Consider the following 14,916-nt stretch of genomic DNA (forward strand, 5'->3'; position numbering starts at 1 on the left):
TCCCGCGACCGACGTCGTCCCAGAAGGTTCACCATGTCTCTCGTTCTTGACCCCGCCGCCCAGGACCTGCTGTTCCGCGAGGCCCGCACCGCGAACACCTTCACCGACGAGCCGGTGACGGACGAGCAGGTCCAGGCGATCTACGACCTTGTCAAGTACGGTCCGACCGCCTTCAACCAGAGCCCGCTGCGCATCACCCTGGTCCGCTCCGCCGAGGCCCGCGAGCGCCTGGTCCAGCACATGGCCGAGGGCAACCAGCCCAAGACCGCCACCGCCCCGCTGGTCGCGATCCTCTCCGCGGACAACGAGTTCCACGAGGAGCTGCCGCAGCTCTTCCCGCACTTCCCGCAGGCCAAGGACCTCTTCTTCAGCGAGCGTCCCGCCCGCGAGGGTGCCGCCGGGCTGAACGCCGCCCTGCAGGCCGCGTACTTCATCATCGGTGTCCGTGCCGCGGGCCTCGCCGCCGGTCCGATGACCGGTCTGGACTTCGAGGGCGTCCGCAAGGAGTTCCTGGACGACGACCACACCCCGCTGATGGTCGTCAACATCGGCAAGCCGGCCGACGACGCCTGGTTCCCGCGGTCCCCGCGCCTCGCCTACGACGAGGTCGTCACCACCGTCTGAGACGGCTGACACACGACGAGAGGGCCCGGCCGCCCGGCGGCCGGGCCCTCTCGCGCGGTCTCACGCCATCTTGAGGGACTTCGCCATCTCGGTCAGCTGGGCGAGCGATCCCGTGCCCGCGACCACCGTCGTCGCGCCGTCGCCCCGGTGCACGAGGGCGTCGTAGCGGCCGCCCGTGTAACGCGTCCAGGTGCGGCCCGCGATCTGCTGGGTCTGCTTCGTCGCCTCGGCGCCCTGGCTCGCCTCGTCGATGAACGCCGACGGCTTCTGAGTCGACTGCTCGATCTGCACGTACTGGTCACCGGGGGCCTGGAAACCCAGGTGCCAGGCGTCGAACCGGTCACCCTGGAAGCGCACCGAGGTCGCCTTCCAGCCGGCCGGCAGACCCTCGGGCGCGGCCACCGGGTAGGACGCCGCGCGGCGGGCCGTGAGCAGCTCGACGCGGTAGTCCACCGTCTTGATGTCCGGAGCGGAGTCGTCGTGCGGGATGAACACGTAGATGACCGCCGCCGCGATCCCGATCAGGCCCAGGGAGAGAATCATGTCCCGGACCGTCTTCTGCTTGCCGTTCGAACCTGCCACGCCCCTATCGTCGCAGGTGCCCGGTCCGCTCATCCGTGGGGTCCCCTGCTCATTTTGTCGGACTGACGATAGAGTCGACGGTCGAACCCTCATCCGGCCGTCGTCGTATCAGAAAGGTGCGCTCCGATGACCGAGCATCATCATCTGCCGTCAGAACTCGAAGTCCCCTCCGAGGCCCCCGACCGCAACCTCGCCCTGGAGCTCGTCCGGGTGACCGAAGCCGCCGCGATGGCCGCGGGCCGCTGGGTCGGGCGGGGCGACAAGAACGGCGCCGACGGTGTCGCGGTGCGCGCCATGCGGACCCTCGTCTCCACCGTGTCGATGAACGGCGTGGTCGTCATCGGCGAGGGCGAGAAGGACGAGGCCCCGATGCTCTTCAACGGGGAGCAGGTCGGGGACGGGACCGGGCCGGAGTGCGACATCGCCGTCGACCCGATCGACGGGACCACGCTGGCGGCCAAGGGCATGCCGAACGCGATCTCCGTGCTGGCGGCCGCGGACCGGGGGTCGATGTTCGACCCGTCCGCCGTCTTCTACATGGACAAGCTGGTCACGGGACCCGAGGCCGCCGACTTCGTCGACATCAACGCGCCGGTCTCCGTGAACATCCGGCGGGTCGCCAAGGCCAAGCGCTCCACCCCCGAGGACGTGACCGTGGTCATCCTCGACCGGCCCCGGCACGAAGGGATCATCAAGGAGATCCGGGAGGCGGGAGCGCGGATCAAGCTGATCTCCGACGGTGACGTGGCGGGGTCGATCTACGCACTGCGCGAGGGCACCGGCGTCGACATGCTGCTGGGCATCGGCGGTACGCCCGAGGGGATCATCTCGGCCTGTGCCGTGAAGTGCCTCGGCGGGACGATCCAGGGCAAGCTGTGGCCGAAGGACGACGAGGAGCGGGCCCGGGCGATCGACGCCGGACACGACCTGGACCGGGTGCTGACCACCGACGACCTGGTGTCCGGGGAGAACGTCTTCTTCGTGGCGACCGGGATCACCGACGGTGAGCTGCTGCGGGGTGTGCGGTACCGGTCGGAGACCGCGACCACCGACTCGATCGTGATGCGGTCGAAGTCGGGGACGGTGCGGCGGATCGACTCGGAGCATCGGCTGAGCAAGCTGCGGGCCTACAGCGCGATCGATTTCGACCGCGCCAAATAGCATCGCGTCAAATAGCTCGGTGCGCGTGGAGTGCTGGCGGTGCGGGTGCGTTGTGGCTTGTCGCGCCCACGCGGCGGAGCCGCACATCAACACGGCCCCGCGCCCCTGAGTAGGTCCACTCAGCCCAGTTCAAAAGGCGCCCCCGGTGCGGAGGGGGCGCCTTTTCCTGTACAGGTGCGGTGCTCAGCCCGCCTGGGCTATGCGTGCCGCCCGCGCCGCTTTCGTGACTTCCAGCTCGCGGCGCCTGCGCCGGGCCAGGACCACTCGGCGTTCGGCTGCGGTGAGGCCGCCCCAGACGCCGTAGGGCTCCGGTTGGAGCAGGGCGTGCTCGCGGCACTCGACCATGACCGGACAGCGGGCGCAGACGCGCTTCGCGGCCTCCTCGCGGGAGAGCCTGGCGGCGGTGGGTTCCTTGGACGGGGCGAAGAACAGGCCGGCCTCGTCGCGCCGGCACACCGCCTCGGTGTGCCATGGAGCGTCTTGGTCCCTGTCCCGCACTGGCACCCGCTGGGCAGGAACGGCAGCTACCTGCAGGGACGAATGCGGCGGTTGCAGCACGGTCTACTCCTGACGACGGCTTCGCGAGCGAGAGACGATGCAGCAAGCCCTACCCGCTGTGCGCGCGCCTATGCACTGAGTTCCGAACCGCTGGATTCCGGGCGGTCGGGTGCGCTTACGAGAGCCGACCGAGGGCCAGATCCTCCGTCACGGACCCACCCGGATTCACAACCGTCAACGATCCAGGTGTTTGCGCAAACTCCTGTCCACCTTGCGATCGACCGCGCGCTGAACCCGATCGAGGATGTCCGCGACGAGCTTGCCGCGCTTGGGCTTCGCATCCACACTGCCGAGGACGGCCCAGCCGTCGACGTACACCACGGGCGCGTCCGGCTCGGCCGAGTCGAGGGTGTCCACCTGGAAGTCGCCGAGGACACCGACTCCCGTGCCGCGCAGCGAGATGTTCTCCGGGACGCGCACCTCGACGCTGCCGAACACCGAGAACGCCTTGATGACGACCTGGCGGTACTCGAAGATCGCCTCACTGAGGTCGATCTCGACGCTGCCGAAGACCGCGTAGGCATGGATACGGCGGCCCGCGCGCCAGCGGCCCTTGCGGACGGCGGCGCTGAAGACCGCCACCACGTTGTCGTCCGGGTCCGGGGGGATCGCGTCGGTCGGGCGGTTCGGGGCGGGGCTCCAGGCGGGGGCGCTGCGGCGCTGGTGGGCCGCGGGCAGGTCTCGTATGAAGACCTCCAGCTCGCCCACCGTCTTGGCGCTCAGCACCCCCTCGACCCGCTCGGCGTGCTCGTCCGCGGAGAGGCGGCCCTCGGCCAGGGCCTCGCGCAGGATGTCGGCGATACGGTCGCGATCGGCGTCCGAGGCGCGCAGGTCGGCGTCCGACGCGCGCAAGTCGGCCACCGCGGGTGCGGGGCCCGCCTGCTTCTGTTCGGGCTTCTGAAGGTCCACCGCAGCAGCGTACCGAAACGCGATAGATCGCGACTAGGCCTGTGGACAACTCTTGGCGAACCGACTGAGCCTTACCTCACAAGCTGCCGCCCTTGGACAGGTTCTAGGCTGTTGAGGCCCGCCGACGGAGGCGGGTGGTCGACCCGCAGAGTGAGGAATGGGCTGAGATGCCTGAGTTCGCGTACACCGATCTGCTCCCCATGGGAGAGGACACCACCCCCTACCGGCTGGTGACCTCCGAGGGTGTCTCCACCTTCGAGGCCGACGGGCGGACCTTCCTCAAGGTGGAGCCGGAGGCGCTGCGCAAGCTCGCCGAGGAGGCCATCCACGACATCCAGCACTACCTGCGGCCGGCGCACCTCGCCCAGCTGCGCCGCATCATCGACGACCCCGAGGCCTCCGCCAACGACAAGTTCGTCGCGCTGGACCTGCTGAAGAACGCGAACATCGCGGCGGCGGGCGTCCTGCCGATGTGCCAGGACACCGGCACGGCGATCGTCATGGGCAAGCGCGGGCAGAACGTCCTCACCCAGGGCGGTGACGAGGCGGCGCTGTCGAAGGGCATCTACGACGCGTACCTGAACCTCAACCTGCGCTACTCGCAGATGGCCCCGCTGACCATGTGGGACGAGAAGAACACCGGCTCCAACCTCCCCGCGCAGATCGAGCTGTACGCCACCGACGGCGGCGCGTACAAGTTCCTGTTCATGGCGAAGGGCGGCGGCTCGGCCAACAAGTCGTTCCTGTACCAGGAGACGAAGGCCGTCCTGAACGAGGCCTCCATGATGAAGTTCCTGGAGGAGAAGATCCGTTCGCTCGGTACGGCCGCCTGTCCGCCGTACCACCTCGCGATCGTCGTCGGCGGTACGAGCGCCGAGTACGCGCTGAAGACCGCGAAGTACGCCTCCGCGCACTACCTGGACGAGATCCCCGCCGAGGGCTCGGAACTCGGGCACGGCTTCCGGGACAAGGAGCTGGAGGAGAAGGTCTTCGAGCTGACGCAGAAGATCGGGATCGGGGCGCAGTTCGGCGGGAAGTACTTCTGCCACGACGTGCGGGTCGTACGGCTGCCCCGGCACGGTGCGTCCTGCCCGGTCGCCATCGCGGTGTCCTGCTCGGCCGACCGCCAGGCCGTCGCGAAGATCACCGCGGAGGGGGTCTTCCTGGAGCAGCTGGAGACGGACCCGGCGCGCTTCCTGCCGGACACGACGGACGAGCACCTGGACTCCTCCGACGAGGACGTCGTCCGCATCGACCTCAACCAGCCGATGGACGACATCCTCGCGGAGCTCACCAAGTACCCGGTGAAGACGCGGCTCTCGCTCACCGGTCCGCTGGTCGTGGCCCGCGACATCGCGCACGCCAAGATCAAGGAGCGGCTCGACGCGGGCGAGGAGATGCCGCAGTACCTGAAGGACCACCCGGTGTACTACGCGGGTCCGGCGAAGACGCCCGAGGGCTACGCGTCCGGTTCCTTCGGCCCGACGACGGCCGGCCGCATGGACTCCTACGTCGAGCAGTTCCAGGCGGCGGGCGGCTCCAAGGTGATGCTGGCCAAGGGCAACCGCAGCAAGCAGGTCACCGACGCGTGCGGTACGCACGGCGGCTTCTACCTCGGCTCCATCGGCGGCCCGGCGGCCCGGCTCGCCCAGGACTGCATCAAGAAGGTCGAGGTCGTCGAGTACGAGGAGCTCGGCATGGAGGCGGTCTGGAAGATCGAGGTCGAGGACTTCCCGGCGTTCATCGTGGTCGACGACAAGGGCAACGACTTCTTCCAGGACCCGGCGCCGGCGCCGACGTTCACGACGATCCCTGTGCGGGGGCCTGGGCTGGCGTAGTGCCATTCGGTGGCGGCGGGGATGGGGTTCGCCCCCGCCGCCCCTACCCGTCCCCACCCCAGCGACTGCCGGGCCGTGCGCCAGGGCGGCGCGCCACGCGGTGACACCCGCCGCACGAACCGAGGGGTGGGAACGCGGGCAACCCGGGCATCCGCACCGGCACGCGTGCGCGGCGCCAGGCTGACCAGTCCCGGTGAGTCCCGACACCCCGCTCCCGACCTCCAACAGCCCCGGAGCAACCACACCGGCACGCCGACCGAGCGGCCGGCCGAACCCCCAGGCCGGTCCGCCTGACCCCTACCCGCCCGGTGACCCACCGCGTCTGTCGGGAGACCGGCCACGCCCCCTCCCGACCCCCAACACCCCAGGCCCGTCCGGCTGACGCGCTACTGGCCAGCGACCCATCAGCCAGCCCCGGAGACCGCCCACAGTCCCCTCCCGGCCTCCGCACACCCCAGGCCGATCCAGCTGGCCCGCTACCGCCCGGCAACCCGCCGGGCCTGACCGGGAGACCGCCCACACCCCCCTCCCGACCAGCGACACCTCTCCAGGCCGGCCGGACCGGCATTCGTCAGGCGCTCCGCCCACGGCATCGGTGCCGTCATCGCGGGCACCTGCAGCGAGGCGCCGATGTCGGCGGCGGCTGGTCCTGGGCGGCGAGGGTGCACCAGGAAGATCCACAGCGGTTTCCGGGCCGGCGTACGCGGCAGGAATAGGTGCCACAGGGGCAGACGCTGACCAACACGGAGGTGATCGGCAGTGGCCGACGAGCAGCAGGAACAGGCGTTCCGGATCGAGCACGACTCCATGGGTGAGGTCCGGGTCCCGGTGGACGCCAGGTGGCGGGCCCAGACCCAGCGGGCCGTGGAGAACTTCCCCATCTCCGGGCAGCGGATCGAGCGGGCGCACATCGAGGCGCTGGCCCGGATCAAGGGGGCGGCCGCGAAGGTGAACGCGCGGCTGAACGTGCTCGACAAGGACATCGCCGAGGCCATCCAGGAGGCGGCCGACGAGGTGGCCCGGGGCGACTGGGACGAGCACTTCCCCATCGACGTGTTCCAGACCGGGTCCGGCACCTCGTCCAACATGAACACCAACGAGGTCATCGCGACCCTGGCGACCGAGCGGCTCGGCCGTGACGTGCACCCCAACGACCACGTCAACGCCTCCCAGTCGTCCAACGACGTCTTCCCCTCCTCCATCCACATCGCCGCCACCGCCGCCGTCACCCGGGACCTGATCCCGGCGCTCCAGCACCTCGCCGCCGCCCTCACCCGCAAGTCCGAGGAGTTCGCCGACGTCGTGAAGTCCGGGCGGACCCATCTCATGGACGCCACCCCGGTGACCCTGGGGCAGGAGTTCGGCGGGTACGCGGCACAGATCCGCTACGGCGTCGAACGGCTCGAGGCCTCGCTGCCCCGACTCGCCGAGCTTCCGCTGGGCGGTACCGCGGTCGGCACCGGCATCAACACCCCGCCCGGTTTCTCCGCCGCCGTCATCGAGGAGGTCGCCCGCACCACCGGGCTGCCCCTCACCGAGGCGCGGGACCACTTCGAGGCGCAGGGCGCCCGGGACGGGATCGTGGAGACCAGCGGGCAGCTCAGGACCATCGCGGTCGGGCTGACGAAGATCTCCAACGATCTGCGGTGGATGTCCTCCGGACCCAGGACGGGGCTCGCCGAGATCTCGCTCCCCGACCTCCAGCCCGGCTCCTCGATCATGCCCGGCAAGGTCAACCCGGTGATCCCCGAGGCCGTGCTGATGGTCGCGGCCCAGGTCATCGGCAACGACGCCACCGTCGCGACCGCCGGTGCGGCCGGCAACTTCGAGCTCAACGTCATGCTGCCGGTCATCGCGAAGAACGTCCTGGAGTCGGTCCGGCTGCTCGCCAACGTCTCCCGGCTGCTCGCCGACCGGACCGTCGACGGCATCGTCGCCCACCGCGAACGGGCCCGGGAGTACGCCGAGTCCTCGCCCTCCGTGGTCACCCCGCTCAACAAGTACATCGGGTACGAGGAGGCCGCGAAGGTCGCCAAGAAGGCGCTCGCGGAACGGAAGACGATCCGCGAGGTCGTGCAGGAGAACGGTTACGTGGAGCGCGGCGACCTGACGGCCGAACAACTCGACGAGGCGCTGGATGTCCTGCGGATGACACGGCCGTAACCTTTCCCGGCGCCGGCGTGAACCGTGACACGCGCCGCAGCGTCGTATGCCCATGGCACCTAATATCTGTTCATGGCAGACGGTGGAGCGGTGAGAGCGGTGGAAGCAGGTACGTCGGCGCACTTCTGGGAGCCCGGGAGTCAGATCCTGTGGCGCTACCGGGAGAACGCGGGCGCGCACTTCCACATCGCCCGCCCCGTCACGGTCGTACGCGACGACGAGGACCTGCTCGCCGTGTGGCTGGCACCGGGCACCGAGTGTGTGAGACCGGTGCTGGCCGACGGCACGCCGGTGCACGCCGAGCCGCTGGAGTCCCGTTACACCAAGCCGCGTTCGGTCCGGCGGGACCGCTGGTTCGGCACCGGGGTACTGAAGCTGGCGCGGCCGGGGCTGCCGTGGTCGGTGTGGCTGTTCTGGGAGCCGGGCTGGCGGTTCAAGAACTGGTACGTGAACCTCGAGGAGCCGCTGACGCGTTGGGCCGGGGGTGTGGATTCCGAGGACCACTTCCTGGACATCACCGTGGATCCGGACCGCGGTTGGCAGTGGCGGGACGAGGACGAGTTCGCGCAGGCCCAGCGGGACGGCCTGATGGGCCCGGACCTGGCCGAACAGGTCCGGTCGGCGGGTCGTTCCGCAGTGGAGGTGATCCGCGCCTGGGGCCCGCCGTTCTCGGACGACTGGCCCGACTGGCGGCCCGATCCGTCCTGGACTGTGCCGCTCCTTCCGGAAGACTGGGACCGTACGCCCGCGCACTTGTCCTCATGAGACCCTTGATGCGCCCCCGGGCTGCAAACGTAGGATCGTCCTCCGCAAGAGCGCGCAGCGACAACTACCGGAGCGGGCACTGTGCTTGACCGATCGTCACCGAGGGGCGGCAGGACGTGAGCGTGGGGTACGAGGGCCACACCGGTACCGGCGGCGGAAGGTTGACCAAAAACGCAGGAACAGCCCCTGACCACGCGGGAATTCCGTTCCTGGGACACGCATTCCGGGTATCGGGATTTCGGCGGGACCAACTGCGCGTACGGCGTGCAGCCCCGGACGGACGGATTCGACACGCGTGACGGAGCACCCGACCTCCTTCGAACGCCCCCAGCCGGGCGTCGACCCCACGGACCCCCGCGGGGCGCTCCTGCGTTCCCCGGCGCCACCGCCCGCCCAGGGCTTCGAGGCGCCGACCGCTTTACCCGTCCAGGCCCGCTCCGGTGATCCCGCGCCGGAGGCGGCACCCGTCGTCCAGAGCAGCAACAGCACGACCGGGAGGACCGGCAACCACAAGGACATGGGCATGAACCCGGCCGGTACCGGCCCCGAGCACTCCCAGCCGGCCGCAGCGGAGCCGGACACGCACCGCCCGCGGCCCGTCACCGACGGGGTCCCGGTCCAGCCGGGCGGCGAGGACGAGCGGCCGCCCCAGAGCGGCGACGAACGCCGTACCGGCCAGGGACTTCCCCCGGGCCGGCCCACGCCCATGCGGCGCGACGGTGACCGGCTGCGCTTCGTGGGCGCAGCGACCCGCCGGATCGCCCGCGGTATCGACCTGGACGAGATCGTGATGGGCCTGTGCCGGGCGACCGTGCCGACCTTCTCGGACGCGATCCTCGTCTATCTGCGCGATCCGCTGCCCGTCGGTGACGAGCGGCCCACCGGCCCCCTCATGCTCCGGCTGCGGCGCACCGACCGCATCCCGCAGCAGGAGCGGGACCTGGAGGACGGCATCCTGCCGGTGCCGGTGCCGGAGAACCCGACCGAACTGGACACGCTCGGCACCGAACTGTGCGAGGTGCAGCCCGGCAGCGCGCTCGCCGAGGTGCTGCGCGGGGTGCGGCCGGTCTTCACGGACACGCCCGCGGCCCACGCCGCGCTGCCGGAACTGCTCGGCGAGGGATGTGAGTTCGCCGTGCCGTCGGGCCGCCGGGCGATCCTCGCCCCGCTGCGCGGTCGGCGCCGGGTCATCGGCGCCGCCCTGTTCCTGCGCCGCCCCGACCGCGTCCCCTTCGACCCGGACGACCTGCTCGTGGCCGCCCAGCTCGCCACGCACAGCGCGCTGGGCATCGACAAGGCGGTCCTGTACGGCCGTGAGGCGTACATCGCCGACGAGCTGCAGCGCACCATGCTGCCCGAGACGCTCCCTCGGCCCACCGGCGTACGGCTGGCCTCGCGCTATCTGCCGGCCGCCGAGACGGCCCGGGTGGGCGGTGACTGGTACGACGCGATCCCGCTGCCCGGCAGCCGGGTCGCGCTGGTCGTGGGTGACGTGATGGGGCACTCCATGACGTCGGCGGCGATCATGGGCCAGCTGCGGACCACGGCCCAGACGCTGGCCGGGCTCGACCTGCCCCCGCAGGAGGTGCTGCACCACCTCGACGAGCAGGCCCAGCGGCTCGGTACGGACCGTATGGCGACCTGCCTGTACGCCGTCTACGACCCGGTCTCGCACCGGATCACCATCGCCAACGCGGGCCATCCGCCGCCGGTGCTGCTGCACCTGGGCGGCCGGGCCGAGGTGCTGCGGGTGCCGCCGGGCGCGCCGATCGGTGTCGGAGGCGTGGACTTCGAGGCCGTGGAACTGGACGCGCCGGCCGGGGCGACGCTGCTGCTGTACACCGACGGGCTCGTCGAGTCACGGCTGCGGGACGTCTGGACCGGGATAGAGCAGCTGCGGGAGAAGCTCGCCGCGACCGCTCAGCTGACCGGGCCGGATCATCCGCCGCCGCTGGAGGCTCTGTGCGACGAGGTGCTCGACATGCTCGGTCCCGGCGACCGGGACGACGACATCGCGCTGCTCGCGGCCCGCTTCGACGGGATCGCGCCGAGCGATGTGGCGTACTGGTTCCTGGAGCCGGAGGACGCGGCACCGGGCCGTGCGCGGCGGCTGGCGCGGCGGGCGCTGTCCCGTTGGGACATGGAGGATCTGACCGACTCCGTCGAGCTGCTGGTCAGTGAGGTCGTGACGAACGCCGTGCGGTACGCGACGCGGCCGGTGACGCTTCGGCTGCTGCGGACCGATGTGCTGCGCTGCGAGGTCGGGGACGACGTGCCGCAGTTGCCGCGTCTGAGGCAGGCTCGGGCGACGGACGAGGGTGGCCGGGGGTTGTATCTCGTCAACCGGCTCGCCCGGCGGTGGGGGGCCACTCGGCTGAGCACCGGCAAGGTGGTGTGGTTCGAGCTCAACAGGGGCTAGGAAACGAGAGAGGGCGCCCGGTGATCACCGGGCGCCCTCTCTTTTTTGGCTACTGGTCGCCGTTCGGGTCGAACGGGTTCAGCGGTGAGGTCGAGGGCGCGACCGGAGTGCTCTGCTGACCGGTCGGCGCGCTCTGCGACGGCGACTGTGACGGGGTTTCCGACGGAGTCTCCGAGGGCGTCTCGGAGGGAGTTTCCGACGGCGTCTCCGAAGGCGTCTCCGAGGGCGTCTCGGACGGGGTCGCCGAGGGCGTCGGTGTCCAGGTCGGCTGGACCGCGGCGCCCTGGTCGGTGTCCAGGTCGAACTTGGTGTTCTTGCCGGCGACGCCGAAGGTGTACGCCGCCCAGATCTCCGCCGGGAAGCCACCACCGTTGACGCGGTCGAGGCCGGCCGTGTTGTACAGCTTGCTCTGCCCGTGGGTCTTGTGGTCCTCACCGAACAGACCGACCGACGTGACCAGGTCCGGGGTGTAGCCGGTGAACCAGGCGGACTTGTTGTCGTCGGAGGTACCCGTCTTGCCGGCGACCTTGCGGCCGTCGCGGGCCGGGTTCTGCTGGACGGACTTCTTGGCCGTACCGTCGTCGACCACGCCGGTCAGCACCGAGGTCACCGTGTCGGCGGCCTCGCGGCTGATCACCTGCTCGCCGATCGGGTCGGGCATCTGGAACTCGGTGCCACCCTGCTCCGCCGACTTGATGATGCTCGGAGTGACCTGCTTGCCGTGGTTGTCGAGGGTGGCGTACACACCGGCCATCTGGATCGGGCTCGCACCCATCGTGCCCAGGGTGTACGCGGGCAGCGGCCTCAGCTTGCCGGTGTCCATGCCGAGCTTGGTGGCGGTCTCCAGCACCTTGTCCATGCCGACGTCGACGCCCATCTGCGCGAAGACGGAGTTGATGGACTTGTTCATCGCCGTCTGCACGGTGACCTTGCCGTAGTTAGCGTCGTCCTCGTTCTCGGGGCCGAAGCCGACCTTGTTGCCGTTGCTGTCCACGACCTGGCGCTTGCTGGTGCCGTCGTAGATCGTGTTGGCGCCGATCGCCTTGCCGCCCTGCGTCTCGGAGGCGTTCTCCAGGGCGGCGGCGAGGATGACCGGCTTGAAGGTCGAGGCGGGCTGGTAGTCGGTGCGGTTGGCGTTGCTGATGTAGTGCTTGGTGTAGTCGGTGCCGCCGTACAGGGCGACGATCTTCCCCGTTTTGGGGTCGACGGAGGCGGCGCCGGCCTGCACGTTCCTGTCCACCGAACGCTTCTTCGGGTCCAGCTGGCTGGTCAGCTGGGTCTTGACCGCCTTCTCCAGCTGGGCCTGCTTCTTCTTGTCGATGTTCAGGGTGATGGTCCACCCCGAGTTCTCGACCCGGGCCTCCGCCTGGTCCTGGGTGATGCCTTCCTTGGCCACCAGCTGCTTCTCCAGCTGCTGTTTGGCGAGCTTGATGAAGTAGCCCTTCTGCCCCTCCATCCCCGGAGCGACCTTGGGCTCCTTGGGGAACGGGAACGTCATCTTGTCCCGCTTGCTCTTGTCCAGCCAGCCCTGCTTGACCATGTTGTCCAGGACGTAGTTCCAGCGGGCCGTCACCAGTTCCTTGCCGGTCTTGCTGGCGACCGCCCAGTCGTACTGGCTCGGGGCCTGGAGCAGCGCGGCGAGATAGGCGCCCTGCTCGACGCTGAGCTTGCCGGCGTCGACGCGGTAGTAGTCCTGCGCGGCGGCCTGGATGCCGTAGGCGCCGCGGCCGTAGTAGCTGGTGTTGATGTAGCCCGCGAGGATGTCGTCCTTGGGTGTCTCGCGGTCCACCTTCAGCGAGATGACCAGTTCCTTCAGCTTGCGCGTGACGGTCTGGTCCTGGTCGAGGTAGTAGTTCTTGACGTACTGCTGGGTGATGGTGGAGCCACCCTGTTTGCCCTTGCCGGAGAGTGTGTTGAAGAGTCCGCGGGCGATGCCCTTGAAGTCGACTCCCGCATCCGTGTAGAAGGTCTTGTTCTCCGCCGCCACGAAGGTGCGCTGCACCGGCTTGGGCACCTCGGAGAGGTCGACGATCTCGCGGTTGGTGTCGCCCTCACGGGCCATGACCGAGCCGTCGCTGTACTCGTAGATGTTGCTCTGGCGCTTGGCGTCCGCGTTCGCCGAGGGGATCGGCGTCACCAGGTACAGCACGATGAAGGCGCCGATGCCGAGCAGGCAGAGGCCGAGGAAGGTGCCGAGGATCTTCTTCCAGGTGAAGAGCCGGCGTATGCCGCTCTTACCGTTCTTCGTGCCCTTTTTGCCGCGCGCGGCGGCCTTGCGTGCCGCGGCCCTGCCGCCGGTCGCGAGGCCCTCGCTCGGCGTCCCGGACGAGCGCGTGGGCGGCGCCGCGCGGCGGCCACCGCGCTGACGTGCTCTTCTCTCTTCCGCTCGTCCCATGGGTCGACTCGCTCCGCTTCCTCATCGGCGGCCACTCAGGTTCGTGGCACAGGTCAGCTCAGAAAGCTAACACCGGTCTATATGACACAGGGCCCTCGATCCGGCCTCCGACGGGCGTGAGAATCAGCACCCGCCTCCTCGGAACCAGACCTCCGAGGGGGCGTCAAGGTTGCCGCGACGGGGTAAAGTGATATCACTTAGTTAGCGCAGCGCTAGCTGCTCGATGAGGTCGAAACGATGGGGGACCCCTATGTCCACAGACGACTCGGTACCCGACATGCCCGCCCCGCGCGTGCGGGAGTTCGCCGCGCACAGCATCGGCGGCGCGCTCGCGCTGCTGCTGGGCCTGGTCGGGCTGCTGCTCGCCGTCTTCCTGTTCGCCGCGAGCGGGGAGAGCCCCGGGTTCGCCGTCGGCGGGGTCCTCGTGCTGATCGTCGCGCTCATCTCGCTGCGCGGCCTGAACACGGTCGCACCGGGCGAGGCCCGGGTCGTCCAGCTCTTCGGACGCTACAAGGGCACCATCCGCCAGGACGGTCTGCGCTGGGTGAACCCCTTCACCTCCCGGACCAAGGTCTCCACCCGGGTCCGCAACCACGAGACCGCCGTCCTCAAGGTCAACGACGCCTACGGCAACCCGATCGAACTGGCCGCGGTCGTGGTGTGGAAGGTCGAGGACACCGCGCAGGCCACCTTCGAGGTGGACAACTTCGTGAAGTTCGTCGCCACCCAGACCGAGACGGCGGTACGCCACATCGCCATCGAGTACCCCTACGACGCCCACGAGGAGGACGGGCTCTCCCTGCGCGGCAACGCCGACGAGATCACCCAGAAGCTCGCCACCGAGTTGCACGCGCGCGTGGAGTCGGCCGGCGTGCAGATCATCGAGTCCCGCTTCACCCACCTCGCCTACGCGCCGGAGATCGCCTCGGCGATGCTCCAGCGGCAGCAGGCCGGCGCGGTCGTCGCGGCCCGGCGGCAGATCGTGGAGGGCGCGGTCGGGATGGTCGAGGAGGCGCTCGCCCGGATCACCGAGCGGGACATCGTGGAGCTGGACGAGGAGCGCAAGGCGGCGATGGTGTCCAACCTGATGGTGGTGCTGTGCGGCGACCGCGCCCCGCAGCCGGTCCTCAACACCGGGACGCTCTACCAGTGACGGCACCTTTCGAGGGGGGCTCCCCCGAGCGGCGGCCTCAGCAGCGCAAGCAGGTGCTGCTGAGGCTGGACCCGCTGGTGTACGAGGCGCTGGCGCGGTGGGCCGGGGACGAGCTGCGGTCGGCCAACGCGCAGATCGAGTTCGTGTTGCGCAGGGCCCTCAAGGACGCCGGCCGGCTGCCCGGGGACACCGGGCCGCTGCCGCGCCGGGGTCGGCCGCCCAAGGACACCGGCGACGCTCGGGACACCTAGAGCGCGCGTAGCAGAACCGTGACAATCGGCCCCCACCTGCGGCTGCTCGCCCCCTGACCTCCACCTACACACTCCGCGTATACATGCGGGGTATACAC

Annotated in this window: 12 protein-coding genes; 8 read left to right on the forward strand and 4 right to left on the reverse strand. The window is 69.8% G+C overall.

Annotated features, from left to right (window positions below):
- Positions 1-33: 33 nt before the first annotated feature.
- Entirely contained in the window at positions 34-624 is a 591-nt protein-coding gene (locus tag D1369_RS14210) for a malonic semialdehyde reductase (RefSeq protein ID WP_007384451.1), read from the forward strand.
- A 60-nt stretch (positions 625-684) separates the two neighbouring features.
- On the opposite strand, the gene D1369_RS14215 is transcribed toward D1369_RS14210, so the two are convergent.
- A complete protein-coding gene (locus D1369_RS14215) occupies positions 685-1,206 on the reverse strand; it encodes a DUF4245 domain-containing protein (RefSeq protein ID WP_007384450.1) in 522 nt (173 codons plus the stop codon).
- Between the two features lie 126 nt (positions 1,207-1,332).
- Here D1369_RS14215 and glpX point away from each other — a divergent pair, with 126 nt between their 5' ends.
- The gene (glpX, locus tag D1369_RS14220; protein WP_007384449.1) at positions 1,333-2,367 is read left to right on the forward strand and encodes a class II fructose-bisphosphatase; all 1,035 of its coding nucleotides are present in this window, start codon (positions 1,333-1,335) and stop codon (positions 2,365-2,367) included.
- Positions 2,368-2,550: 183 nt separating this feature from the next.
- Here the strand turns inward: glpX and D1369_RS14225 are convergent, their stop codons facing one another.
- Together D1369_RS14225 and D1369_RS14230 are read right to left on the reverse strand one after the other, a co-directional pair.
- Positions 2,551-2,925 carry a WhiB family transcriptional regulator gene (locus tag D1369_RS14225; RefSeq protein ID WP_007384448.1) on the reverse strand — a complete coding sequence of 125 codons (375 nt, stop codon included), beginning with the start codon at positions 2,923-2,925 and terminating at the stop codon, positions 2,551-2,553.
- Between the two features lie 174 nt (positions 2,926-3,099).
- Positions 3,100-3,834 (reverse strand): DUF1707 domain-containing protein, encoded by a 735-nt coding sequence (locus tag D1369_RS14230; protein WP_037901320.1) that lies wholly within the window; start codon positions 3,832-3,834, stop codon positions 3,100-3,102.
- A gap of 167 nt (positions 3,835-4,001) precedes the next feature.
- Between D1369_RS14230 and D1369_RS14235 the strand changes: the two genes are divergently transcribed.
- The 4 genes from D1369_RS14235 to D1369_RS14250 all read left to right on the forward strand — a co-directional run bounded on the left by D1369_RS14235 (position 4,002) and on the right by D1369_RS14250 (position 11,019).
- A complete protein-coding gene (locus D1369_RS14235; protein ID WP_007384446.1) occupies positions 4,002-5,672 on the forward strand; it encodes a fumarate hydratase in 1,671 nt (556 codons plus the stop codon).
- Positions 5,673-6,431: 759 nt separating this feature from the next.
- A complete protein-coding gene (locus tag D1369_RS14240; RefSeq protein WP_007384445.1) occupies positions 6,432-7,835 on the forward strand; it encodes a class II fumarate hydratase in 1,404 nt (467 codons plus the stop codon).
- 72 nt (positions 7,836-7,907) lie between these two features.
- Positions 7,908-8,600 carry a DUF402 domain-containing protein gene (locus tag D1369_RS14245; RefSeq protein ID WP_050789752.1) on the forward strand — a complete coding sequence of 231 codons (693 nt, stop codon included), beginning with the start codon at positions 7,908-7,910 and terminating at the stop codon, positions 8,598-8,600.
- 295 nt (positions 8,601-8,895) lie between these two features.
- Positions 8,896-11,019 (forward strand): SpoIIE family protein phosphatase, encoded by a 2,124-nt coding sequence (locus tag D1369_RS14250; protein ID WP_118082473.1) that lies wholly within the window; start codon positions 8,896-8,898, stop codon positions 11,017-11,019.
- 49 nt (positions 11,020-11,068) lie between these two features.
- On the opposite strand, the gene D1369_RS14255 is transcribed toward D1369_RS14250, so the two are convergent.
- Complete coding sequence (locus D1369_RS14255; protein ID WP_007384441.1) at positions 11,069-13,414, reverse strand: transglycosylase domain-containing protein; 2,346 nt, start codon at positions 13,412-13,414, stop codon at positions 11,069-11,071.
- A gap of 250 nt (positions 13,415-13,664) precedes the next feature.
- Between D1369_RS14255 and D1369_RS14260 the strand changes: the two genes are divergently transcribed.
- Both D1369_RS14260 and D1369_RS14265 read left to right on the forward strand, forming a co-directional pair.
- A complete protein-coding gene (locus D1369_RS14260; RefSeq protein ID WP_037901314.1) occupies positions 13,665-14,567 on the forward strand; it encodes an SPFH domain-containing protein in 903 nt (300 codons plus the stop codon).
- Positions 14,564-14,818, forward strand: a complete 255-nt coding sequence (locus D1369_RS14265; protein ID WP_037901311.1) for a hypothetical protein — start codon at positions 14,564-14,566, stop codon at positions 14,816-14,818. The genes D1369_RS14260 and D1369_RS14265 overlap by 4 nt, the downstream gene beginning before the upstream one ends.
- Positions 14,819-14,916: the final 98 nt, after the last annotated feature.

This window comes from Streptomyces sp. CC0208, from assembly GCF_003443735.1.
GTDB classification, from domain to species: Bacteria; Actinomycetota; Actinomycetes; order Streptomycetales; family Streptomycetaceae; genus Streptomyces; species Streptomyces sviceus.

Bases quoted from the DNA above. Each gene is read 5' to 3' on its own strand.
- D1369_RS14255 (WP_007384441.1), bottom strand. From the start codon at position 13,414: ATGGGACGAGCGGAAGAGAGAAGAGCACGTCAGCGCGGTGGCCGCCGC.
- D1369_RS14260 (WP_037901314.1), top strand. From the start codon at position 13,665: ATGTCCACAGACGACTCGGTACCCGACATGCCCGCCCCGCGCGTGCGG.
- D1369_RS14235 (WP_007384446.1), top strand. From the start codon at position 4,002: ATGCCTGAGTTCGCGTACACCGATCTGCTCCCCATGGGAGAGGACACC.
- glpX (WP_007384449.1), top strand. From the start codon at position 1,333: ATGACCGAGCATCATCATCTGCCGTCAGAACTCGAAGTCCCCTCCGAG.
- D1369_RS14245 (WP_050789752.1), top strand. From the start codon at position 7,908: ATGGCAGACGGTGGAGCGGTGAGAGCGGTGGAAGCAGGTACGTCGGCG.
- D1369_RS14210 (WP_007384451.1), top strand. From the start codon at position 34: ATGTCTCTCGTTCTTGACCCCGCCGCCCAGGACCTGCTGTTCCGCGAG.